This is a genomic window from Halopseudomonas sp. (genome assembly GCF_038130085.1).
In the GTDB taxonomy this organism is placed as follows: Bacteria; Pseudomonadota; Gammaproteobacteria; order Pseudomonadales; family Pseudomonadaceae; genus Halopseudomonas.
Window position 1 is genome coordinate 12,381 of record NZ_JAYPMU010000018.1, and the last position, 21,357, is coordinate 33,737.

Below are 21,357 nucleotides of genomic sequence, written 5' to 3' on the forward strand. Positions count from 1 at the left end.
GACGCCTCCAGAAGTGAACATCTCTTGGCCGGCGAGTCTACGCAGGGTTAATCTATCGGAGAAACGAATAATTCATATATATCTATTCGGAAAAACCGATTATGAGATACACCCTGCGTCAGCTTGAGGTCTTTCTTGCCACGGCCTTCCATGAAAACCTCACGCGCGCGGCGGCCAGCCTGGCGATGTCGCAGTCGGCGGCCAGCAGTGCGCTGAAGGATCTGGAGAGCCAGTTTGATGTGCAGTTGTTTGATCGGGTCGGCAAGCGCCTGCAGCTCAACGAGTTGGGGGAGAGCATCCGGCCGCGGGCCGAGGCGTTGCTGGAACAGGCGCGCAGTCTGGAAACCGCACTGGCTCGGCATCAGGATATCGGCCATCTGAAGGTTGGCGCCACCCTGAGTATCGGCAACTACCTGGCGGTCGAGATCATGGCTCGCTACATGGGTGAGCAGGCGGGGGCTCGGGTCGAACTGGAGGTGGCGAACACCGAGACGATCGTGCGCAAAGTGGCGAATTTTGAGCTCGATCTTGGCTTGATCGAAGGGGAGAGCCGTCACCCTGATCTGGAGATGCTGCACTGGCGTGACGACGAACTGGTGGTGTTTTGCGCGCCGGACCATCCTTTGGCGGGCAAACCTTGGTTGACCGATGAAGACCTGCTCAGCGCCGCGTGGATCGTTCGCGAGCCCGGCTCGGGTACCCGCCAGCACTTTGAGTGGGCTATGCACGGCCTGTTGCCCGAGCTGAATATCAAGCTGGAGCTGCAGCACACCGAAGCCATCAAGCGGGCGGTAGAGGCGGGGTTGGGGGTGGGCTGTCTGTCGGAGATCACTTTGGTCGATGCGTTTGAGCGCGGCCGGTTGGTGCCGCTGCCGGTTCCCCATCGGGACTTTCACCGCCGTTTCTACTTTGCCCTTCATCGGCAGAAGTTTCGCAGTGCAGGGGTGGAACGCTGGTTGGAGCTGTGCCGGGAGAGTACCGAGGGGCTGGCCTGACGGCATTCGGCGCACGCTGCGCTGTTCGCCCGCATGATCGGGCTTGTTGCTCTGCTGTCGCTGCTGCGGTCGGGAGGGTGGTTGTCTCGAGATAAAACAAAAAAGCCGTGACGACTGCGCGTCACGGCTTTTGTTTGCCGCAGATAGCTATCAGTTGCTGCTGAGCACGAGTTCACCGTCTTTCAGCGGGATGGTGTCGCCGGGTTTGTGGTCCATGCGCACGGTGCCGGTTTGGTCGCCGATACGGTACTGAACGTTGTAGCCAACCACTTCATCGTGGCTGTCGTAGACGGTCTGGCAACGGCGTTCGGTGGTGGTGTACGTGCTGTTGTTCTGCATATTCTCTTGGATGCGGTTACCCGCGTAGCCACCGGCGGCGGCACCTGCAACAGTCGCGATCTTCTTGCCGTTGCCGCCACCGACCTGATTACCCAGTGCGCCGCCAACGACTGCACCAGCGATGGTGCCAAGCAGACGGTTCTCGTCCTGTACCGGCTTCTGGCGGGTTACTGCAACGTCGTTGCAGACTTCGCGCGGGGTGCGCTGGGTCTGGGTGATTTCGGCAACATCAAGAACTTCAGCCTCGGTGGGGGTTCTGTCTGCGAACGCGGTGTAACCCGCAATGGCGCCACCCGCTGTTGCCAGCGCCGCGCCTACCAAAATGCCCGTCAACATAGACTTGTTCATGATGAAAACTCCTTATTGCCTATGATTTTTCCGCCGCAGGGTTTGCGGTTCATGCGTTTATGGACTACTGCAGGTGGAGACAGGTTCCCTGCAGGCCGCGCCATACGTCGGCTTTGTGACGGACTTGGCGGTTCAGAAGTGCTTGGCGAAGCTGTCGGTTTGGAGCAGGGTGCGGAACGCTTCTTCATCAATCGGTGGGCTGAACAAGTAACCCTGAAACTGGTTGCAGCCCTGGGCGTGAAGGAAGTCGAGCTGTTCACGGGTTTCCACGCCCTCGGCTATCAGATCCATGTGCAGGCTGGAAGCGATGGCAATGATGGCGCGGATGATCTCGGCGTCGTTTGCGTTGCTGGTGCACTCGCGCACGAAGGATTGATCGATTTTCAGCAGGTCGACCGGAAGCTGTTTCAAATAGCTCAACGATGAGTAGCCGGTGCCGAAATCGTCGATGGAAAAATGCACGCCGTGGCTGCGCAGTTCGTTCATCTTGTCGATGGTGTCGTTGATATTTTCGATAACGATACCCTCGGTGATCTCCAGGCTCAGGCAGCGGGTTGGAATGGCGTGTTTACGCATAGCGTCTAGCACATCGCCGACGAAGGTGGGGTGGCGGAACTGCCGGGGGCTGATGTTGACGCTCAGACAAAAGCTGTTGGGATTGATCAGCTGATCAGCGAGCAACTGGGCGAGACACTCGCAGGCCTTGTTGAGAATCCAGCGGCCGGCCTCGAAAATCAGGCTGCTTTGTTCGAGTACGTCAATGAAGGCGGCGGGCCCGATTATTCCGCGTCGAGGGTGGTGCCAGCGAAGCAGCGCTTCGGCGCCGAAGATGTGCTGGCTGCCGTGGGCAACCTGGGCCTGAAAATGCAGCCTGAACTGCTCGGCGCTGAATGCCTTGCGCAGCTCCGATTCGATTGCGAGGCGCTCGCTGGCCGCAACCTGCATCGACTGCTCGAAGAAGGCGATACCGTCTCGACCGTCCTCTTTCACCCGGTACAGCGCGATGTCTGCGCGCTTGAGCAGGTCTTCGGCGCCGTCGCCGTGCTCTGGTATCAAGGCCACGCCGATGCTGGCGCTCAACTGCAGTGCGTGGCCCTCGACCTGCATGGGTTCGGAGATGGTGTCCAGCAGCTCGCGTGCTGTCTGCAGGACTTCCTTGCGCAGAGCGGTCCCGGTGCTGTTCAGGCCGCTGAGCAGGACGACGAACTCGTCTCCGCCGAGCCTGGCAACGGTGTCTTCGGTTCGAACGCGGCTGAGCAGGCGACGGGTGACCTCCTGCAGCACAGCGTCACCGCAGGAGTGGCCGAGCGAGTCGTTGATGTGCTTGAAGTGGTCGAGGTCGAAGAACAGCAATGCACCCCGCAGGGCATGGCGTTGATACAGCGCGTTCAGTTGGCCCAGACGATCACTGAGCAGCAGTCGGTTGGGCAGGTTGGTCAGCGCATCGTGGTAAGCGAGGTGTTTAACCTTGGCCTCGATGCGTTTCTGTTCAGTTACGTCGCGGGCGGTTAAAAGCAGGCATTCCAGGCCGTCCACCTCCAGCGGCTGGGCCGAGACGGCGACCGTCAACTCAACCCCTTCGCGGGTGCGCATGCGCAGCTCCCGGTGGTATACGCCGCCGTGGAGTTCCATCTGGCGAATGAGCTCGTCGCGTTCATTCGGGTCAACCCACAGTCCAAGTTCAGCCGATGTGCGGCCTATGGCTTCCTCCGCGCGGTATCCGGTCAGACGGCTGAAGCCTTCGTTGACCTCCAGGTGACGACCGGAGGCCTTTTCGCTGATCGTGATTGAGTCGGGGCTGCCTTTGAAAGCGCGGGCAAATTTGTCTTCCGATGCACGCAATGCAGCTTCGGCCTGCGTACGGGCGGTAATGTCGCGGAAGCTGAACAGCACGCAATCCTGCAGGTTGATGCGCAGGCGTGAGGTGGATGTTTCGCACAGCAGGACGCGCCCGTTGTGGGTTGCGAAGGTTTCTATCTGGTTATGCAGTTCGCGAATGCCCTTGATCGCCTCGTTCAGCGCCGCGTGGGCAGCCTGAGCGCTCCACAGTCCGGCCTGTTGCGGGGTGTGCCCGACCAGATCAAGGGGCGGGTAACCGAAGGTGCGCGAGAAACTCTGGTTGACCTCAATGATGCGCTGGCTGTCGCAATGGATCAGGCAGTAGGCATCAGGAGCGCTTTGAAACAGCATCGAGAACTTGGCTTCGCTTTCGACCAGTGCGTTCTGGCTCTTGCGTTGCTCGGTGATATCCAGCAGCGTGCCGATCATGCGGGTAGGGCGACCTGCGTCGTTCAAATGCAGTGTGGCTGTTGCCTGCAGCCAGCGAACGCCTTTGCCGTGTGGGACGCGGTAGGTCAGGCGATAGTGGGATTGATGCCCCCGACAGATGGCTACCAGGGCGCGACGGATGGCGCGCTTGTCTTCGCTGATTATTTGCTTGAGAAACGCTCTGGCTGATCCCTGCCAATCTTCAGCAGCGAATCCGTTCAGCTCGGCGGCGCGCGACGAGCAGTGCAATGTGTCGGTATCGATCCGCCAGTCCCAGGTTCCCATCTGGGCGGCATCAAGTGCCATGCGCAGGCGTTCCTGGCTGTCTTTCAGCGCCCGGTCGCGGCGTTTCTGCCAGGTCAGGTCTGTGACGGTAACGATCAGGTAGCGGTGAGCATCGCGCACGACGGCTTCTGCGTGCAGCATGACGTCTGCCACTATGCCACCGGGCAGGGTGACCGTTACTTCCTCGCCCGGGATCAGGCTGCCGCTGCTCAACGCAGCGTATAGGCGATTGCCGGTTGCCGCTGGCAGAATGCCAAGTTCGGCGGCATTGCGGCCCCGGCACTGATCATTGCTCAGGCCGCTGAGACGCTCGAAACACGGGTTTACTTCGAGAATGCGTCGCCTGTCGAGGTCCATGATCAACTGCGCGGCGCCGCTGGCGTTGAAGGCTGCACGGTAGTCGGCTTGGGGCGGCTCAACCGCGCCGGCTGGTATGGCGATAGTGATCAGTAGCTGCCGGCCTTCGGCCTGATCGATGTAGTCCATGTTCAGGCGGCAGCGCTGCAGCCTGCCGTCGCGCCCGAGCAGGTTGAGCTGGCGATCGCGCAAACAACCATTACGTTCGAGCTCGGTCAGCAGGCTGCGCCAGTGAATAGGGCGCCCCCATAGCGGAAACGTGGCTGCGGCCTGATTAATCAGGGCAGAGCGTTGCCACTGGAACTGCTGCTCAAAGGCTGGGTTGATGTCGCAGATTTGCTCGCTGCGCAGGTCTATCAGTAGCGCAGGGCAAGGCATGCCTTGAAACAGCACGTTAAAGGGAGGGGCGGACGCAGCAGCCACATCCGGTGGGTAAGCGCCTGTGTTGCCTGACATGCGTTTCTGATCCATTCAGTGGGGCTGGCGGCCCCGACACCGTTCAAGGCAGGTTGGTGGCCTGCCGCTCGGCTGATTCCGTACCTTTTGACGATAGACGTGCTCCTGCCGTTGAACAAGTAACCGAAAGTCGAAATCAGCCGGTCTGGTGACGGGCGTCACGAAGCAGGTTGATCAGAGCGCGGGCAGCGTTCGACTGGGTGCGTCCGCTGTGCCAGATGCAGCCCAGTTGGCGCTGCAGGTGTACGTTGGGTAGTTGCAGCACGCTGACCTGATTGTCCAGCATGCTGCGTGGCAGCACGCTCCAGGCCAGACCGATGGAGACCATCATCTTGATCGTCTCCATGTAGTTGGTGCTCATGCTGATCTGCGGTTGTACGTGGTGGCGTTCGAACAGATCGCTGACGACCTGATGGGTAAAGGTATTGCTACCGGGAAACACTGCCGGATAGGCGGCCAGCTGAGCCAGCTCCAGTGAGCCCTGTTGCGCTAGCGGGTGCTCGGGGGCGATGACAAAGTCCAGCGGGTCGTCCCAGATCAGCTCGCTAATGACCGGCGGTTCGACTTCCGGAGCCAGGGTTATGACCGCCAGCTCGATCTCGCCGTGCAGCACCTTGTCGTAGGCAACTTCTGAGTCGAGAAACTGGATGTCGAAGGACACCAGCGGGTGACGGCGGGTAAATTCCCGCAGCACCGGAGGCAGACGATGCAGGCCGATATGGTGGCTGGTGGCGATGCTCAGACGGCCGGAGACCTCGCTGGATAGATTGCTCAGGGCGCGGCGCGTATCATTCAGCAGGCTGAGGACCTGCTCGGCGCGGGGTTTTAGCGCGAGCCCGGCCTCAGTTAATGAGACGTGGCGACCGATGCGGTCGAACAGGCGCGCGTCAAGTTGCTGCTCGAGCATAGCAATGCGCTTGCTGACGGCGGGCTGGGTCAGGTGCAGCTGTTCTGCTGCCCGCGAGAACGAGCCGGTCTCGGCGACGGCGAGAAAAGCCTGCAGGTTGGCGGTATCCATCTCGCATTCCAGTTGGTTATCTGTTTCATAAATAATATTCCTTTGTTTTATCTCTGGGCAAAATTTATTCTGTGCCCAATGAAAGAGCCGCCGCAGGGCCTGCAGTTGCAGGGGACGGTGGCCACAGTCTGATACCCAGGAGTAACCCATGTCTGCGAAAACGCTTTACGACAAGCTGTGGGACAACCATCTCGTCAAACAACGAGATGATGGTTCTGCATTGATCTACATCGATCGTCACATTCTCCACGAAGTGACTTCGCCGCAGGCGTTTGAAGGGCTGCGACTGGCTGGCCGCAAGCCGTGGCGCATCGACGCCAACATTGCCACCCCGGATCACAACGTACCGACCACCAAGGCCGAGCGTCAGGGCGGCCTGGAGGCTATCGCTGATGAGGTCTCGCGCATTCAGGTCAAAACGCTGGATGAGAACTGCGATGATTTCGGCATCCTCGAATTCAAGATGAACGACGTCCGTCAGGGCATCGTGCACGTCGTTGGCCCGGAGCAGGGTGCAACCCTGCCGGGTATGACGGTGGTCTGTGGTGACTCGCACACCTCTACCCACGGCGCTTTTGGTGCGCTGGCGCACGGTATCGGTACCTCCGAGGTTGAGCACGTGCTGGCGACCCAGTGTCTGGTCGCCAAGAAAATGAAGAACATGCAGGTCCGCGTTGAAGGCCAGTTGCCCTTCGGTGTGACCGCCAAGGACATCGTACTGGCCGTGATCGGCAAGATCGGCACTGCGGGTGGCAACGGTCACGCGCTGGAGTTCGCCGGTAGCGCGATCCGCGACCTGTCGGTCGAAGGCCGCATGACGCTGTGCAACATGGCCATCGAAGCCGGTGCGCGCGTTGGTATGGTCGCCGTTGATGAAAAGACCATCGAATACGTCAAGGGCCGTCCGTTTGCGCCGCAGGGTGCTGAGTGGGATCGCGCCGTCGAAGCCTGGAAAGATCTGGTTTCTGATGCCGATGCGCACTTCGACACCATCGTCGAGCTGCGCGCTGAAGACATCAAACCGCAGGTGAGCTGGGGTACGTCGCCGGAAATGGTTTTGGCCGTTGATCAGAACGTGCCAGACCCGGCTGCTGAGAGCGATGCCGTCAAGCGTGACTCTATCGTGCGTGCGCTCAAGTACATGGGCCTGACTGCCAACCAGCCGATCACCGACATCCAGCTGGATCGCGTGTTTATCGGTTCCTGCACCAACTCGCGTATTGAAGACTTGCGTGCGGCTGCAGCCGTCGCCAAGGGGCGTAAGGTTGCGGCGACCGTCAAGCAGGCGCTGGTTGTCCCGGGCTCTGGCCTGGTTAAGGCGCAGGCCGAGAAGGAAGGTCTGGACAAGATCTTTATCGAAGCCGGTTTTGAATGGCGTGAACCCGGTTGCTCCATGTGTCTGGCGATGAACCCGGACCGCCTGGAAAGTGGTGAGCATTGCGCTTCCACCTCCAACCGTAACTTTGAAGGTCGTCAGGGCAACGGTGGTCGTACCCACCTGGTGAGCCCGGCGATGGCTGCTGCCGCTGCGGTGACCGGTCGTTTCATTGATGTTCGCGAATTGATGCAGGCCTGAGGAGAGTCGAGATGAGAGCCTTTACCCAACATACCGGCCTGGTCTGCCCGCTTGATCGTGCCAATGTCGATACCGACCAGATCATTCCGAAGCAGTTTCTGAAGTCGATCAAGCGCACCGGGTTCGGTCCGAACCTGTTTGACGAGTGGCGTTACCTGGATGTCGGTCAGCCGAATCAGGACAACTCCAAGCGTCCGATCAACGAAGACTTTGTGCTGAACTTTCCGCGTTACCAAGGTGCCAGCGTGCTGCTGGCGCGTGAAAACTTTGGCTGTGGCTCTTCCCGTGAGCACGCGCCATGGGCGCTGGACGAGTACGGCTTCCGCACGGTGATTGCGCCGAGCTTTGCTGACATCTTCTTCAACAACAGCTTCAAGAACGGCCTGCTGCCGATCATCCTGCCGGACGAGGCGCTGGATGAGCTGTTTGAGCAATGTGAGGCGACTGAGGGCTATCAGCTGACCGTCGATCTGCAAGCGCAGACGGTTACCCGCCCGGACGGCAAACAGTACGCCTTCGAGATTGACGCGTTCCGCAAGCATTGCCTGCTTAATGGTCTGGATGATATCGGTCTGACTCTGCGTGACGCCGATGCGATCAGCGCCTTTGAGGTTGGCCACAAACAGCGTCAACCTTGGCTGTTTCGCGACGCTTGATACGCGCCACACATGAATAGTGGGTGCAGGGCCAGTAGCGCTCTGCGCCATGAATGATTACGAGGAACGACATGAGTAAACAGATTCTGATCCTGCCGGGCGACGGTATTGGTCCGGAGATCATGGCCGAGGCGGTCAAGGTGCTGGAAGTGGCTAACAGCAAGTTCGATCTCGGCTTCGAACTGAGCTTTGACGATCTGGGCGGCGCAGCCTACGACCGTTACGGCGTGCCGCTGGCAGACGAAACCCTTGAGCGCGCCCGTGCTGCCGATGCGGTGCTGCTGGGCGCTGTGGGTGGTCCGAAGTGGGACACCATTGATCCGGCGCTGCGCCCGGAGCGTGGTCTGCTGAAAATTCGCTCCGAGCTGGGGCTGTTTGGCAACCTGCGTCCGGCGATTCTGTACCCGCAGCTGGCCGAGGCGTCGACGCTCAAGCCGGAAGTTGTCTCCGGTCTGGATATCCTGATCGTGCGTGAGTTGACCGGTGGTATCTACTTCGGCAAGCCGCGCGAGCGCACCACGCTGGAAAACGGCGAGCGCATGGCGTACGACACACTGCCCTACAGCGAGAGCGAAGTGCGCCGCATTGCCAAGGTCGGTTTCGACATGGCGATGGTGCGTAACAAGAAGCTTTGCTCGGTCGACAAGGCCAACGTTCTGGCCTCCAGCCAGCTGTGGCGCGAAGTGGTTGAGGAAGTAGCCAAGGATTACCCGGAAGTCGAGTTGTCGCACATGTATGTCGACAACGCAGCGATGCAGCTGGTCCGCGCGCCGAAGCAGTTTGACGTGATCGTGACCGACAACATGTTCGGCGACATTCTGTCCGATCAGGCCTCCATGCTGACTGGTTCTATCGGCATGTTGCCGTCTGCATCGCTGGATGTGAACAACAAGGGTATGTACGAGCCGTGTCATGGCAGCGCGCCGGACATCGCCGGCCAGGGCATCGCCAATCCGCTGGCGACCATCCTGTCTGTTTCCATGATGCTGCGTTACAGCTTCGCTCAGGTGGCCGCTGCCGATGCCATCGAGCAGGCGGTCAGTCAGGTGCTGGATCAGGGCCTGCGCACCGGTGATATCCAGTCCGAAGGTTGCCGCAAGGTTGGCACTGCGGAAATGGGTGACGCCGTGGTCGCAGCACTGAAAAACCTGTAATCTGTCCGATTATCCATTTGCGCCTGGCTTCGGCCGGGCGTATGTGTCTTTGAATCTGTTACCCCACGGGGGTTGTTGTTATGAAACAAGTTGGTTTGGTTGGTTGGCGTGGCATGGTCGGCTCTGTGCTGATGCAACGCATGCGCGACGAGAATGATTTTGCCGATATCGATCCGGTGTTTTTTACCACCTCTAACGTAGGTGGCAAGGGTCCGGATATTGGTAAGGACATTCCTGCGCTCAAGGACGCTTTTGACCTTGAAGCACTCAAGCCGATGGACGTCATCATTACCTGTCAGGGCGGCGACTACACCAGTGAGGTGTATCCCAAGCTGCGTGCCGAGGGCTGGAAGGGCTATTGGATCGATGCAGCGTCTACCCTGCGCATGGAAGATGACGCGGTTATCGTGCTGGACCCGGTCAACCGTCGTAACATTGATCAGGCGCTGCGTGACGGCATCAAAACCTTTGTTGGTGGCAACTGCACCGTCAGCCTGATGCTGATGGGTCTGGGTGGTCTGTTTGAGCAAGGTTTGGTTGAGTGGATGAGTGCCATGACCTATCAGGCAGCCAGTGGTGCTGGCGCGCAGAACATGCGTGAGCTGATCAGCCAGATGGGTGCAATCAATGCGTCCGTTGCCGACCAGCTGGCAGATCCGGCCAGTGCCATTCTGGAGATCGACCGCACTGTTGCCTCGACGCTGCGCAGTGAGTCCTTCCCGGCTGACAACTTTGGCGTGCCGCTGGCTGGCAGTCTGATCCCATGGATCGACAAGCAGCTGCCCAATGGCCAGAGCCGTGAAGAGTGGAAGGCGCAGGCCGAGACCAACAAGATCATTGGTCGCAGCGGTCGTCCGATCCCGGTTGATGGTATCTGCGTGCGCATCGGTGCGATGCGTTGCCACAGCCAGGCACTGACCATCAAGCTGAACAAGGATGTGCCGCTGGCGGACATCGAGTCCATGCTGGCCGAGCACAACCCGTGGTCCAAGGTGATTCCGAATACCAAGGACGACACTCTGGCAGGTCTGACTCCGACTGCCGTTACCGGCACGCTGAGTGTGCCGGTTGGTCGCCTGCGCAAGCTGAACATGGGTTCGCAGTACCTGTCGGCCTTTACTGTCGGTGACCAGCTGTTGTGGGGCGCGGCAGAGCCGCTGCGTCGCATGCTGCGGATCCTGCAGGAAGGTTGATCGTGGCGCGCTCTGCGCGTCCGCGGTAAAGATCAGGGCATCCCGTTTCGTCGGGGTGCCCTTTGTGTTTGTGTAATGCATGAAGTGAATGAAGGGCAGGGTATGAGCAAAGCAACGGGTGTGGCGATTGTTGGTGTCAGTAGTCTGGTAGGTGACATGCTGGTCAACATGCTGGACGAGCAGGAGTATGCGTTTTCCTCCATCGCGCTGGTCGATGTGGATGATGAAGCGGGTGAGCGGCGCATGATCAAGGGGCAGAGCGTGCGAGTCGAAGCGCTTTCCAGCTTTGACTTTTCCTCAGTTGCCGTCGCCATTGTTGCTGGTGAGCGCGAGTTTGGCCTGCAGTGTATCGGCACTATTCGTGATGCGGGTGCGCTGGTGGTGGACACCACCGGACTGCTGGCCGGGCAGGGTGCGAGCGTTGTTGCAGAGGTAAATCCAACGGCTCTGGCTGACGCAGTCAGTCGCCGCGCTGTCTCCTGCCCGGATGCGCAGGTTGTGCAGAGCGCGCTGGTGCTCAAGGCGCTGGCGGGTATGGCGCCGCTGCAGCGCGTAAGTATTGCGACCTATCAGTCCATGTCTACGCACAGCAAGGCTGCGGTAGAGGGGCTCGCGATGCAAACCGGTCGTTTGCTCAACGGTCAGCCCATCGAAAAAGGTGGCGTGCTGGATAAGCAGGCGGCGTTCAACTTGCTGCCGTGCACCTCGGATATCGATGCATCGGGCGCGAGCCGTGAAGAGCGTGACCTGGTAAGTGGTGTGACTGAGGTGCTGGGGCTGTCTGATGTCCCGGTACTGGCAAATTGTGTCCTGGTACCGTTGTTCTACGGCAGCGCTCAGATGATGCAGGTCACCACTGCCGAGCCACTCGACAGCAAGAAAGTGGGCAACATCCTGCGTCGGGTCAAGGGTATAAAGGTGCTGGACAAGGAGGGCGCCGGTGGATTCCCGACTCCGGTGACCGATGCGACCGGTTCGGACGAGGTATGGGTGGGGCGGATTCGTCAGGATGTCACTGATCCGAACACCACGCATTTGTGGATTGTGTCTGATAATCTTCGAAAAGGTGTAGCACTTAACAGTCTGGCAGTGGCTGGCTTGTTGATAAAAGACTATTTGTAATCGATACTTGCTGGTGTTTTTGTATCAAGCAGGTTAGGTTTTGCAGGACAAAGACCGTTTGGGCATGGCGTTGCATTCGCAACTTGCTCGGGCCGGGTGGGGAGCCTTTGGCGTAAGCCAGTCCGAGCATGAGGTGCGTTGGGACGTGAGAAAACGATAAGAGCAAAGGATTACCGCTATGGTTCGCAAATTGGTTATCGCTGTCGCCGCAGCAAGTGCCGTGATGTCGTCCGGGATGGTTCACGCATTGGGGGTAGGCGATATCCATCTGAACTCTGCGCTGAATCAGCCGCTGGACGCGGAGATTGATCTCACGCAGATCCGGGACCTGTCCGGTGACGAAATTCGTACGATGCTGGCGTCTCCCGATGATTTTGGACGGGCCGGCATCGATCGAACTTACTTCCTCACTGATCTGAAATTCCAGCCAGTCGTAAAGCCCAACGGTCGTTCAGTTATCCGCGTTACCTCTAGTCGCCCTGTCAACGAGCCGTTCCTGAACTTCTTGATGGAAGTGCGCTGGCCCTCGGGCCGTGTGCTGCGCGAGTTCACCATCCTGCTTGATCCGCCGATGTATCAGCCGACGCCGGTTGTCAGTAGCTCCAGCGTGGCTGCTCCGGTCTCATCGTCAGCCCCGCAGGTTGCGGCAGCTCGCCCGAGTCCCGAAGGGCTCGCCTCTGCGGCGGCAGTCTCCTCTCCGACTTCTTCACCAGCACCCGCGTCTACTGCAACGTCTTCACCTGTAGCGGCGACTGCCCGTGACGGTCAGGTGACCACGACGCGCTCTGACACCTTGTGGGAGTTGGCGCTGCGTAATCGGCCACAGGGTGCAAGCGTGCACCAGACCATGCTGGCGATTCAGGATCTGAATCCCAACGCGTTTATCAACGGCAATATCAATCAGCTCAAAGCAGGCCAGACGCTGACCCTGCCGAGCGCGGAGCAGGCGACCGGGCGCACCAGCGCCGAGGCGATTGCCGAGGTTGCGGCTCAAAACAACGCTTGGCGCGAAGGTCGTCGCGCACCAACGGCTGCGCAGGCTGAGGCGCCCCAGCTGGATGCGCGTGAGCGCCAGTCAGCCGGGGCAGCGCCTGAGGCGGTGAGTGGTCAGGATTCGCTCCGCCTGGTTTCCGGCACTGAGGGTACAGCAGCAGAAGCAGCAGGTGACCAAAGCGCCGACGCGGGCGGTCAGCAGCTGCGTGACGCGCTGGATCGAACCAAGGAACAACTCGATGCCGCCGAGCGTGAAAAGGCGGAAATGACCGAGCGTCTGGGCGACGTTCAAGGTCAGCTGGAAACTCTTCAGCGTTTGCTTGAGCTTAAAGATGCCCAACTTGCTGCGCTGCAGCAGCAAGTGACTGAAGCGGGTGGTGAGCCGGCTGCCGCTGCGGAGGATGTGTCCGAGGCGGTAGAGCCAGCGCCAGAGCCAGAGGTCACGGCAGAGGCTGTCGACGCAAGCGTGCCGGCTGAGCCGGAGGCCTCAGTCCCTGATGAGGTCGCTGCGGATGAGTCGGCTACTGAAGAGGTCGCTGAGGTAACTGATGAAACAATGACCGCCGACGCCGCCGAGCCTGTTGTGGAGGAAGCACCCGCAGCAGTGGAGCCTGAGCCCGCGGTAGAGCCTGCTCCAGTTGCAGAACCTGAGCCAGAAGTTGCTCCGGTCGAGGCAGCACCTGTTTCGGAGCCGGCCAGCAATGATCCGATGGCGATGCTCAAGGGGTTGATGCAGAACCAGATGGTGATGATTGGTGGCGGTGTTGTTGCCATTTTGTTGCTGCTGCTGGTCCTGATGTCTATTTCGCGTCGTAACGCGCGTCGTGAAGAGGCGATGGCGGATAACTTTATTGCTGACGCTGCCGAGCAGGATGGTGAGCACGCCGGTGATGCCGATGACTTCAACGTCGCTCTGGCAGATGCTGATGCCTTTGCAGGTGGCGATGATCTTGACCTGGCCGCAGACCCGCTGGTTGAAGCCGATGCGCTGCTTGCATACGGCAAGCCGCAGGAAGCGCGCGAAGTCTTGGTGGCGGCTGTTGCCGCGGATCCGCAGCGCGAAGAGCTGCGTCTCAAGCTGATGGAAGTTGAAGGTTTGCTGGATCACAGCGAGGGCTATCTCGAGCAGCGTGCAGCCGTCGTATCGAAGAACCCTGACTCTGCACGCGTGGCTGAGCTGGACGCGCGCTTTCCGCTGATGGCGGCTGCGGCAGCCGGTGCAGCAGCGGCTGCTGCGCATTGGGATGACGATGCGCTGTCTGGCTTTGATCAGCCTGCGGTTGAGGCTGCTGAATCGTCTGAGACGGCTGACAAGCCTGAAGACGATGCAGACATGGACTTTGATTTCAGCGAGTTTGATCTTGGTGATGCTGCTGATGCGGCTCCCGTTGCAGATCTTGCCTTTGAGGCGCCAGCTGAAGAGCCTGCTGCTGAACCTGAGGCCGAGCTGGAAAGCGACGGCTTTGATCTGGACTTTGATCTGGAAGATGGCGACAGTCTGGGTGATGCAGCCCCGCAGGACGCAGAGCCGGCAGCTCCGCTTGCGTTTGAGCCTGAGATGCCCAGCGAGGAAGTGAAGAACATTGAGCTGGACGACTTTAATCTGGATGTCGATAGCTTTGAGCTACCTGCAGCAGAAGATGACTCGTCCCCGGCACCTGCGGAACCGTCACTGGAAGCGGATTTTGATCTGGCAATGACAGATGATTTGCAGACAGATGAACTGTTGGCGGACTTTGCTGCGCTGAGCGATGAGCAAGAGCCTGATTCAAGTGCCAATGATGTGTCGCTTGAGCTGTCGGATGAAGCCAAGGCGTTGCAGGATGGCAGCCTGGCAGAATTTGACCTTCCGGAAGATATTGCGCTGCCGGAGGAGGTCCAGCTGCCGGCGGAAGATGAGCTGTCGCTTGAGGATTTTGAATTGCCAGAACTGGATGACGTCGCGCCAGCTGCTGTTGAGGCTGCAGTAGACGTGCCGCCTGCTGATGCGCTGGATGAAGAGGACGATGAGTTTGATTTCCTCTCCGGCACCGATGAGTGCGCTACCAAACTGGATTTGGCCCGTGCCTATATCGATATGGGTGACCAAGAAGGGGCGCGTGACATCCTCAATGAAGTGATCGAAGAGGGTACAGACCAACAAAAGCAGGAAGCTCAGAGCATGATGGAGCGTCTGGCTGACTGATGAGTGAACAAGAAGTAGCTATTGCGGCCGCCCCTGAGGCGGCCGCAGTTGTTTCCAGGGTTGCCGCTTGCGTTGAGTACAAGGGTACGGCCTATCGCGGATGGCAACGTCAGCAGCCGGGTGTGCCAAGTGTTCAGGAGGCGGTTGAAAAGGCGCTCAGTCGAGTGGCTAACCACCCGGTGCAGATTTTTTGTGCTGGCCGGACTGATGCCGGAGTTCATGCTTCCTGCCAGGTAATTCATTTTGACAGCGAAGCAGTGCGTTCCCCGCGGAACTGGATTCACGGCGCCAATGCGAATCTGCCAGCAGATATTTCGCTCAGTTGGGTAACCCCCATTGGTCAGGATTTTCACGCGCGTTTCTCCGCCGTTGCCCGTCGGTATCGCTATGTGATCTACAACGATCCGATTCGCCCTGCGCACCTCGCCCACGAAGTGACCTGGAATTATCGCCCGCTGGATGTCGAGCGCATGCGCGCTGCGGCGAAAGCGCTGGTCGGCACGCACGACTTCACGTCTTATCGCGCAGTGGGCTGTCAGGCCAAGTCGCCAATCAAGACAATTCACCATCTTGAGCTGTTGGAGTTTGGCCGCTTTATCGTGCTCGATATCCGCGCGAACGCCTTCCTGCATCACATGGTGCGTAATATCGCTGGTGTCTTGATGCAGATTGGCTGCGGCGACCAACCGGTTGAGTGGGCGGAGCAAGTGCTCGATGTGCGTGACCGTGCGCAGGGTGGCCTGACTGCGCCAGCGTATGGGTTGTACCTGGTTGACGTGACCTATCCCGAAACCTTTGCTCTGCCCGAGCGTTATCTCGGGCCACACTTCCTGTCCGCGCTACCTGATGTGGCAAACTGACGCTCATGATTCGATCTGCTAACATCGAGCCCCTTAAGGGCAGAGGCTAGAGCAGGTTACATGGCGCGCATCAAAATTTGCGGGATAACCCGGGTCGAGGATGCATTAGCAGCGGCAGAGGCCGGTGCTGATGCGATTGGACTGGTTTTTTATGCGCCGAGTCCACGCGCGGTTGATGCCGAACAAGCCGCCCGGATTATCGCCGCGCTGCCACCTTTTGTGACGACGGTAGGACTGTTCGTCGATGCCGACCCCGGTGACGTGCGCGAGGTACTTGCTTGCGTCCCGCTTGATGTGCTGCAGTTTCATGGCGAGGAAAGTGACGAATATTGTCGGCAGTTCGGACGCCCATTCCTGAAGGCGGTCCGGGTGCAAAGTGCAGAGCAACTCGCAGATGTCGCCGCGCGTTGGCCCGGTGCGAGCGGCATCCTGCTCGACAGCTACAAGCCGGGCGTGCCTGGCGGCACAGGTGAGGTATTTGATTGGCGTTTGGTGCCTGCCAATCGTGACTGGAATTTGGTGCTGGCTGGCGGACTGACCGCCGCTAATGTGCATCAGGCGATCTCCGAAATGCGCCCTTGGGCCGTCGACGTCAGTGGTGGTGTTGAGGCCAGCAAGGGCATCAAGGATGTGGAAAAAATTAACGCGTTTGTACAAGAGGTGAAGCGTGTCTGAGTCCAACTCTATCGATTATTCAGCGGTCCCGGATGCGCGCGGCCACTTTGGGCCCTACGGTGGCCGCTTTGTGTCCGAGACGCTGATGGATGCGCTGGATGAGCTGGAAAGCGTATACCGCAAGCTGTCGGCTGACCCCGAGTTTCAGGCTGAGTTTGATCGCGACCTGGCCCATTATGTCGGCCGCCCGTCACCACTGTATTTTGCCGAACACCTGACTGAGAAGGTGGGTGGCGCGAAGATCTTCCTCAAGCGCGAAGACCTCAACCATACCGGCGCGCACAAGGTAAACAACACCATTGGTCAGGCGCTGCTTGCTAAATTCATGGGCAAGCCACGAGTGATCGCTGAAACTGGCGCGGGTCAGCACGGTGTTGCGACCGCGACTGTCGCCGCGCGTTTGGGGTTGAAGTGCCAGGTCTACATGGGGGCAGAAGACGTCCGTCGCCAGGCGCTGAACGTCTATCGCATGAAGCTGCTGGGGGCTGAGGTTATTCCTGTGACCTCCGGCTCTCGGACGCTGAAAGATGCCATGAACGAAGCCATGCGTGACTGGGTTACCAACATCGATGACACCTTCTACATCATTGGTACCGTCGCTGGGCCGCATCCCTATCCTGAGCTGGTTCGCGATTTTCAGTGCGTGATTGGTCGTGAAGCGCGGCAGCAGTGCCTGGATCAGGCTGGTCGTCTGCCTGATGCCCTGGTTGCCTGTGTTGGCGGCGGTTCTAACGCAATCGGTCTGTTCCACCCGTTCCTCAATGATGAGAGCGTCCGCATGTATGGCGTCGAGGCAGGCGGTCACGGTATCGAGACCGGCGAGCATGCTGCGCCGCTGAGTGCTGGCAAGCCTGGCGTTCTGCATGGTAATCGTACGTACCTGATGTCGGATGAGGCGGGGCAGATTATTGAAACGCACTCGGTGTCTGCAGGTCTGGATTATCCGGGCGTTGGTCCGGAGCACAGCTGGCTGAAGGATATCGGCCGGGTTGACTATGTTGATGCGACCGATGACGAGGCGCTGCACGCGTTCCGCGAGCTCACCCGGGTCGAGGGCATCATGCCGGCACTGGAGTCCAGCCACGCGGTCGCCTACGGCATGAAGCTCGCTGCGACCATGAGCCCGGATCAGATCGTGGTGATCAACCTGTCAGGTCGTGGTGACAAGGATATTCACACCGTCGCCGGTATCGACGGCATCAGCATTTAAAAGAGACGTTCATGAGCCGAATTGAAGCCCGTTTTTCCGCTCTGCAGGCTGCTGGCCGCAAGGCGCTTATCCCTTACATTACTGCTGGCGATCCGACTCCTGCTGTGACGCTGCCCCTGATGCATGATCTGGTTTCCGCCGGTGCCGATGTGATCGAACTCGGCATTCCATTTTCTGACCCGATGGCTGACGGCCCGGTCATTCAGTTGGCGATGGAGCGCGCGCTCGAGCATCACGTCAGTTTGAGTCAGGTGCTCGAGATGGTTCGCGAGTTCCGCACCCGGGACAACGAGACGCCTGTTGTGCTGATGGGTTACCTGAATCCGGTCGAGAAGATGGGGTATGAGCAGTTTGCCAAGGCAGCAGCAGAGGCTGGTGTTGATGGCGTGCTAACTGTTGATCTGCCACCGGAAGAGGCGACCGATGTGGTGCCGCTGTTCAAGGCGCAGGGGCTGGACACCATTTTCCTGTTGGCGCCGACTACAACAGCAGAGCGAGCTCGGCTGATTTGTGAGCAGGCGAGCGGTTATGTCTATTATGTTTCTCTTAAAGGTGTGACCGGATCCAGTGCTTTGGACGTCACCGATGTAGCTAACAAACTGGACATGCTGCGCACGGTCACCGATTTGCCGATCGGTGTGGGCTTTGGTATTCGCGACGGTGCATCCGCCGCCGCTGTTGCCGAAGTCGCCGACGGTGTGGTGGTAGGCTCGGTTCTGGTCAATCAGATTGCCGCTAACGCGAGCAACCCGGATCAGGCCCGAGCGGCTATCGCCGCCATCGTGGCAGAAATGCGCAGTTCAATGGACCGCTGAACAATGCTCTGATTCTCCGCTGACGGAGCTCAGACTGACATGACAATTTCAGAGAAGGAAAGGCGATGAGCAACTGGTTGGTGGACAAACTGATTCCCTCCATCGTGCGCTCCGAGGCACAGAAAAGCAGCGTACCTGAAGGGCTGTGGCGCAAGTGTCCGTCCTGCGACGCGGTGCTGTACCGGCCCGAGCTGGAGAAAAATCTGGATGTATGCCCCAAGTGCAGCCACCATCTGCGCATCGGCGCCCGTCGCCGGCTGGATATTTTCCTTGATCCGGAAGGGCGCACTGAGTTGGGTGCCGAACTGGAGCCGGTAGACCGCCTCAAGTTCCGCGATAGCAAGAAGTATAAAGACCGCCTCGCGGCTGCCCAGAAGGACACCGGTGAGAAAGACGCGCTGGTTGTGATGCAGGGCAAGCTCAAGGGCGCGCCGATCGTGGCCAGCGCATTCGAGTTCAACTTCATGGGCGGTTCCATGGGCAGCGTGGTTGGCGCGCGCTTCGTGCGTGGCGCTGAAGCTGCATTGCGTGACCGCGTTCCGTATGTCTGTTTTTCTGCTTCCGGCGGTGCGCGTATGCAAGAAGCGCTGTTTTCGCTGATGCAAATGGCCAAGACCAGTGCCGCCCTGGCTCGTCTGCGTGAGGAAGGTATCCCGTTCGTGTCGGTTATGACTGACCCGGTTTACGGCGGTGTGTCGGCAAGTCTGGCGATGCTGGGTGACCTGAACGTGGCTGAGCCCAATGCGTTGATCGGTTTTGCCGGCCCGCGTGTTATTGAGCAAACGGTGCGCGAGAAGCTGCCTGCGGGCTTCCAGCGCAGTGAGTTCCTGCTGGAACACGGTGCTCTGGACATGATCGTTTCCCGTAACGAAATGCGTGATCGACTGGCTAGCCTGCTGTCCATGCTTACCGGTGCGCCGGCTCCGGAGCCCTCTGAAGAGGTTGCCGACGAGGCCTGATGTCGCAGCGTAGTCTTGCCGAATGGCTGGCCGTGCTGGAGGTCTTGCATCCCAGCGAAATCGATATGGGGCTGGATCGGGTACGTGCAGTCGCGAAGCGACTGGACGTACTCCGTCCGGCCCCGCGTGTGTTTACCGTAACCGGTACCAACGGCAAGGGGTCCACCTGCGCCGCATTGGATTCGCTGTTGCGGGCCAGTGGCATGCGCACCGGTTGCTACACCTCTCCGCACCTGCACCAATACAACGAGCGTATCCGCCTTAACGGCAAATTGGCTGACGATCAGTCAATCTGCGATGCCTTTGCGGCGATTGATCAGGCTCGTGGCGATATCTCGCTGACTTACTTCGAGTTTGGCACGCTGGCAGCTTTCTGGTTGTTCCAGCGCGCTGGGCTGGATGCGGTCGTGTTGGAAGTGGGGCTTGGCGGCAGGCTGGATGCTGTCAACGTGGTGGACGCAGACGTAGCCGTCGTCACCAGCATTGGTCTGGACCATCAAGAGTATCTGGGCTCTACCCGTGAGTCAGTCGCCTTCGAGAAGGCCGGGATCATGCGGGCAAGCCGTCCAGTCGTTAGTGGTGAGCGAGACTTGCCAGCCACCTTCACCGACGCCGTCGCCCGACTGGAATGCCAGCTTTACCAGCGTGATCGTGATTTCCGGACGCAGCTGGCTGATGATGGGAGCTGGGTTTTCGAAGGCGTTGACGGAGCAGGGCAGACGCGGCAGCTGCATCTGCCGGCAGTCAGTTTGCCGCGGGACAACCTGGCGGTGGCGTTACAGGCGTTCTGGGCCGCCGGACTGGATCTGGCAGACGTCCAAGTTGCCGCAGCGCTGCAGGCAGCCAGTGCCACCGGACGACTGGAGGCGCGTCAGGTCATGTGGCAGGGCGAGAGCCGTGATCTGCGCCTTGATGTCGGTCATAACCCGCATGCCGCACGTTTTTTGGCTGAAAGCCTGCGTGCTGATGCGCCGCGAAATCGGGTCGCCGTCTTTGGGTTGCTCGCTGACAAGGACCTTGATGGTGTCGTGGCTGAGTTGCGCGGGGTGTTTTCCCAGTGGTTTGCCGCGCCGTTGCCCAGTCCGCGGAGTCGCTCCGCGCAGGTGCTGAGCGCCGGGCTCAGTGCGGTCGGAGAGCGAGTGGCCAGCTGTGACTCCATTGCGCAGGCCATAGAGTTGGCGCTGGATAACACCGACCCAGGCACTGAAGTTGTCATATTTGGGTCGTTTTTCTGCGTCGCCGACGCCATACTCTGGCTATCTGAACATGCCGGAGTATCTGAGGATGGATGAAGGTCTGAAGCAACGCATCATTGGCGCGGTTGTACTGATCATTGCCGCGGTGGTGTTCTTGCCGATGCTGCTGTCGGGTCAGGATGAGACCGTGCAGGTCGAAGTTGAGGTGCCCGAGGCGCCTGTGCTGGATTCTCAGTTGATCGAGCCTGTGGCTCCTGTTGAGCTGCCTGAGCCCGCCGCGGTACCAGAAATGCCTTCCTCTCTGTCAGAAGCTCCACCTGAAGAACCTGCTCCAACTCCCGTTGTTGCATCAGCACCGGTTCCTGCGGCCGAGCCTGAACCAGCCGAAGCGCCTGCGGTTGCACCTGCGGCGGCGGCAACGGGCGACTGGGTTATCCAGTTGGGCAGCTTCTCCAGTGCTGCCAACGCCGAGGGTCTCAGTAAGGAGTTGCGCACTCAGGGGTACAACGCCTATACCCACAGTGCGACGGTGCAGGGCAAGCCTATTACTCGTGTCTACGTCGGCCCGCTTGCCAGTCGCGAGGCCGCCAATCGCCTGCGCGACGAACTGGAGCGCAAACGCGGCAGCAAAGGCTTTGTTGTTGCTTACGATGCGGATAGCGGTCGAGGCTGATTCTGCTGTTTCGATGGACGGGGC

17 protein-coding genes are annotated in these 21,357 nt (G+C 59.6%); 14 read left to right on the forward strand and 3 right to left on the reverse strand.

The features are described from left to right. Window positions 1-101: 101 nt before the first annotated feature. The gene (locus AAFM31_RS13305; protein WP_341708413.1) at window positions 102-995 is read left to right on the forward strand and encodes a LysR family transcriptional regulator; all 894 of its coding nucleotides are present in this window, start codon (window positions 102-104) and stop codon (window positions 993-995) included. 150 nt (window positions 996-1,145) lie between these two features. Here the strand turns inward: AAFM31_RS13305 and AAFM31_RS13310 are convergent, their stop codons facing one another. From AAFM31_RS13310 to AAFM31_RS13320, 3 genes are all read right to left on the reverse strand, one after another. Next, window positions 1,146-1,682: a glycine zipper 2TM domain-containing protein gene (locus AAFM31_RS13310; protein WP_341708414.1), complete on the reverse strand. Its 537-nt coding sequence runs from the start codon at window positions 1,680-1,682 to the stop codon at window positions 1,146-1,148. A gap of 132 nt (window positions 1,683-1,814) precedes the next feature. Then, the gene (locus AAFM31_RS13315; protein ID WP_341708415.1) at window positions 1,815-5,048 is read right to left on the reverse strand and encodes an EAL domain-containing protein; all 3,234 of its coding nucleotides are present in this window, start codon (window positions 5,046-5,048) and stop codon (window positions 1,815-1,817) included. A gap of 136 nt (window positions 5,049-5,184) precedes the next feature. Next, on the reverse strand, window positions 5,185-6,066 hold the full coding sequence (locus tag AAFM31_RS13320; protein WP_341708416.1) for a LysR family transcriptional regulator: 882 nt from the start codon (window positions 6,064-6,066) through the stop codon (window positions 5,185-5,187). A 148-nt stretch (window positions 6,067-6,214) separates the two neighbouring features. Between AAFM31_RS13320 and leuC the strand changes: the two genes are divergently transcribed. The 13 genes from leuC to AAFM31_RS13385 all read left to right on the forward strand — a co-directional run bounded on the left by leuC (window position 6,215) and on the right by AAFM31_RS13385 (window position 21,333). After that, complete coding sequence (leuC, locus tag AAFM31_RS13325) at window positions 6,215-7,642, forward strand: 3-isopropylmalate dehydratase large subunit (RefSeq protein WP_341708417.1); 1,428 nt, start codon at window positions 6,215-6,217, stop codon at window positions 7,640-7,642. Between the two features lie 11 nt (window positions 7,643-7,653). Continuing rightward, window positions 7,654-8,298, forward strand: coding sequence for a 3-isopropylmalate dehydratase small subunit (gene leuD, locus AAFM31_RS13330; protein WP_341708418.1), 645 nt, complete (start codon window positions 7,654-7,656; stop codon window positions 8,296-8,298). 71 nt (window positions 8,299-8,369) lie between these two features. Beyond that, on the forward strand, window positions 8,370-9,452 hold the full coding sequence (gene leuB / locus AAFM31_RS13335) for a 3-isopropylmalate dehydrogenase (protein ID WP_341708419.1): 1,083 nt from the start codon (window positions 8,370-8,372) through the stop codon (window positions 9,450-9,452). Window positions 9,453-9,532: 80 nt separating this feature from the next. Then, on the forward strand, window positions 9,533-10,645 hold the full coding sequence (gene asd / locus AAFM31_RS13340) for an aspartate-semialdehyde dehydrogenase (protein ID WP_341708420.1): 1,113 nt from the start codon (window positions 9,533-9,535) through the stop codon (window positions 10,643-10,645). A 102-nt stretch (window positions 10,646-10,747) separates the two neighbouring features. Further along, window positions 10,748-11,767, forward strand: coding sequence for an aspartate-semialdehyde dehydrogenase (locus tag AAFM31_RS13345; RefSeq protein WP_341708421.1), 1,020 nt, complete (start codon window positions 10,748-10,750; stop codon window positions 11,765-11,767). 178 nt (window positions 11,768-11,945) lie between these two features. Continuing rightward, window positions 11,946-14,945 carry a FimV/HubP family polar landmark protein gene (locus tag AAFM31_RS13350; RefSeq protein WP_341708422.1) on the forward strand — a complete coding sequence of 1,000 codons (3,000 nt, stop codon included), beginning with the start codon at window positions 11,946-11,948 and terminating at the stop codon, window positions 14,943-14,945. After that, complete coding sequence (gene truA / locus AAFM31_RS13355; protein WP_341708423.1) at window positions 14,945-15,805, forward strand: tRNA pseudouridine(38-40) synthase TruA; 861 nt, start codon at window positions 14,945-14,947, stop codon at window positions 15,803-15,805. The genes AAFM31_RS13350 and truA overlap by 1 nt, the downstream gene beginning before the upstream one ends. Before the next feature lie 60 nt (window positions 15,806-15,865). Next, entirely contained in the window at window positions 15,866-16,480 is a 615-nt protein-coding gene (locus tag AAFM31_RS13360; protein ID WP_341708424.1) for a phosphoribosylanthranilate isomerase, read from the forward strand. Beyond that, window positions 16,473-17,690: a tryptophan synthase subunit beta gene (gene trpB, locus AAFM31_RS13365; RefSeq protein ID WP_341708425.1), complete on the forward strand. Its 1,218-nt coding sequence runs from the start codon at window positions 16,473-16,475 to the stop codon at window positions 17,688-17,690. Before AAFM31_RS13360 ends, trpB begins: the two co-directional genes overlap by 8 nt. An 11-nt stretch (window positions 17,691-17,701) precedes the next feature. Beyond that, the gene (gene trpA, locus AAFM31_RS13370; protein WP_341708426.1) at window positions 17,702-18,505 is read left to right on the forward strand and encodes a tryptophan synthase subunit alpha; all 804 of its coding nucleotides are present in this window, start codon (window positions 17,702-17,704) and stop codon (window positions 18,503-18,505) included. A gap of 65 nt (window positions 18,506-18,570) precedes the next feature. Continuing rightward, complete coding sequence (gene accD, locus AAFM31_RS13375) at window positions 18,571-19,464, forward strand: acetyl-CoA carboxylase, carboxyltransferase subunit beta (protein ID WP_341708427.1); 894 nt, start codon at window positions 18,571-18,573, stop codon at window positions 19,462-19,464. Continuing rightward, entirely contained in the window at window positions 19,464-20,756 is a 1,293-nt protein-coding gene (gene folC / locus AAFM31_RS13380; RefSeq protein WP_341708428.1) for a bifunctional tetrahydrofolate synthase/dihydrofolate synthase, read from the forward strand. The genes accD and folC overlap by 1 nt, the downstream gene beginning before the upstream one ends. Then, on the forward strand, window positions 20,749-21,333 hold the full coding sequence (locus tag AAFM31_RS13385) for an SPOR domain-containing protein (RefSeq protein ID WP_341708429.1): 585 nt from the start codon (window positions 20,749-20,751) through the stop codon (window positions 21,331-21,333). The genes folC and AAFM31_RS13385 overlap by 8 nt, the downstream gene beginning before the upstream one ends. The last annotated feature ends 24 nt before the right edge of the window (window positions 21,334-21,357 follow it).

Coding starts and splice junctions, on each gene's coding strand:
- AAFM31_RS13305 (WP_341708413.1), top strand. CDS start 102: ATGAGATACACCCTGCGTCAGCTTGAGGTCTTTCTTGCCACGGCCTTC.
- AAFM31_RS13310 (WP_341708414.1), bottom strand. CDS start 1,682: ATGAACAAGTCTATGTTGACGGGCATTTTGGTAGGCGCGGCGCTGGCA.
- AAFM31_RS13315 (WP_341708415.1), bottom strand. CDS start 5,048: ATGTCAGGCAACACAGGCGCTTACCCACCGGATGTGGCTGCTGCGTCC.
- AAFM31_RS13320 (WP_341708416.1), bottom strand. CDS start 6,066: ATGGATACCGCCAACCTGCAGGCTTTTCTCGCCGTCGCCGAGACCGGC.
- leuC (WP_341708417.1), top strand. CDS start 6,215: ATGTCTGCGAAAACGCTTTACGACAAGCTGTGGGACAACCATCTCGTC.
- leuD (WP_341708418.1), top strand. CDS start 7,654: ATGAGAGCCTTTACCCAACATACCGGCCTGGTCTGCCCGCTTGATCGT.
- leuB (WP_341708419.1), top strand. CDS start 8,370: ATGAGTAAACAGATTCTGATCCTGCCGGGCGACGGTATTGGTCCGGAG.
- asd (WP_341708420.1), top strand. CDS start 9,533: ATGAAACAAGTTGGTTTGGTTGGTTGGCGTGGCATGGTCGGCTCTGTG.
- AAFM31_RS13345 (WP_341708421.1), top strand. CDS start 10,748: ATGAGCAAAGCAACGGGTGTGGCGATTGTTGGTGTCAGTAGTCTGGTA.
- AAFM31_RS13350 (WP_341708422.1), top strand. CDS start 11,946: ATGGTTCGCAAATTGGTTATCGCTGTCGCCGCAGCAAGTGCCGTGATG.
- truA (WP_341708423.1), top strand. CDS start 14,945: ATGAGTGAACAAGAAGTAGCTATTGCGGCCGCCCCTGAGGCGGCCGCA.
- AAFM31_RS13360 (WP_341708424.1), top strand. CDS start 15,866: ATGGCGCGCATCAAAATTTGCGGGATAACCCGGGTCGAGGATGCATTA.
- trpA (WP_341708426.1), top strand. CDS start 17,702: ATGAGCCGAATTGAAGCCCGTTTTTCCGCTCTGCAGGCTGCTGGCCGC.
- accD (WP_341708427.1), top strand. CDS start 18,571: ATGAGCAACTGGTTGGTGGACAAACTGATTCCCTCCATCGTGCGCTCC.
- folC (WP_341708428.1), top strand. CDS start 19,464: ATGTCGCAGCGTAGTCTTGCCGAATGGCTGGCCGTGCTGGAGGTCTTG.
- AAFM31_RS13385 (WP_341708429.1), top strand. CDS start 20,749: ATGGATGAAGGTCTGAAGCAACGCATCATTGGCGCGGTTGTACTGATC.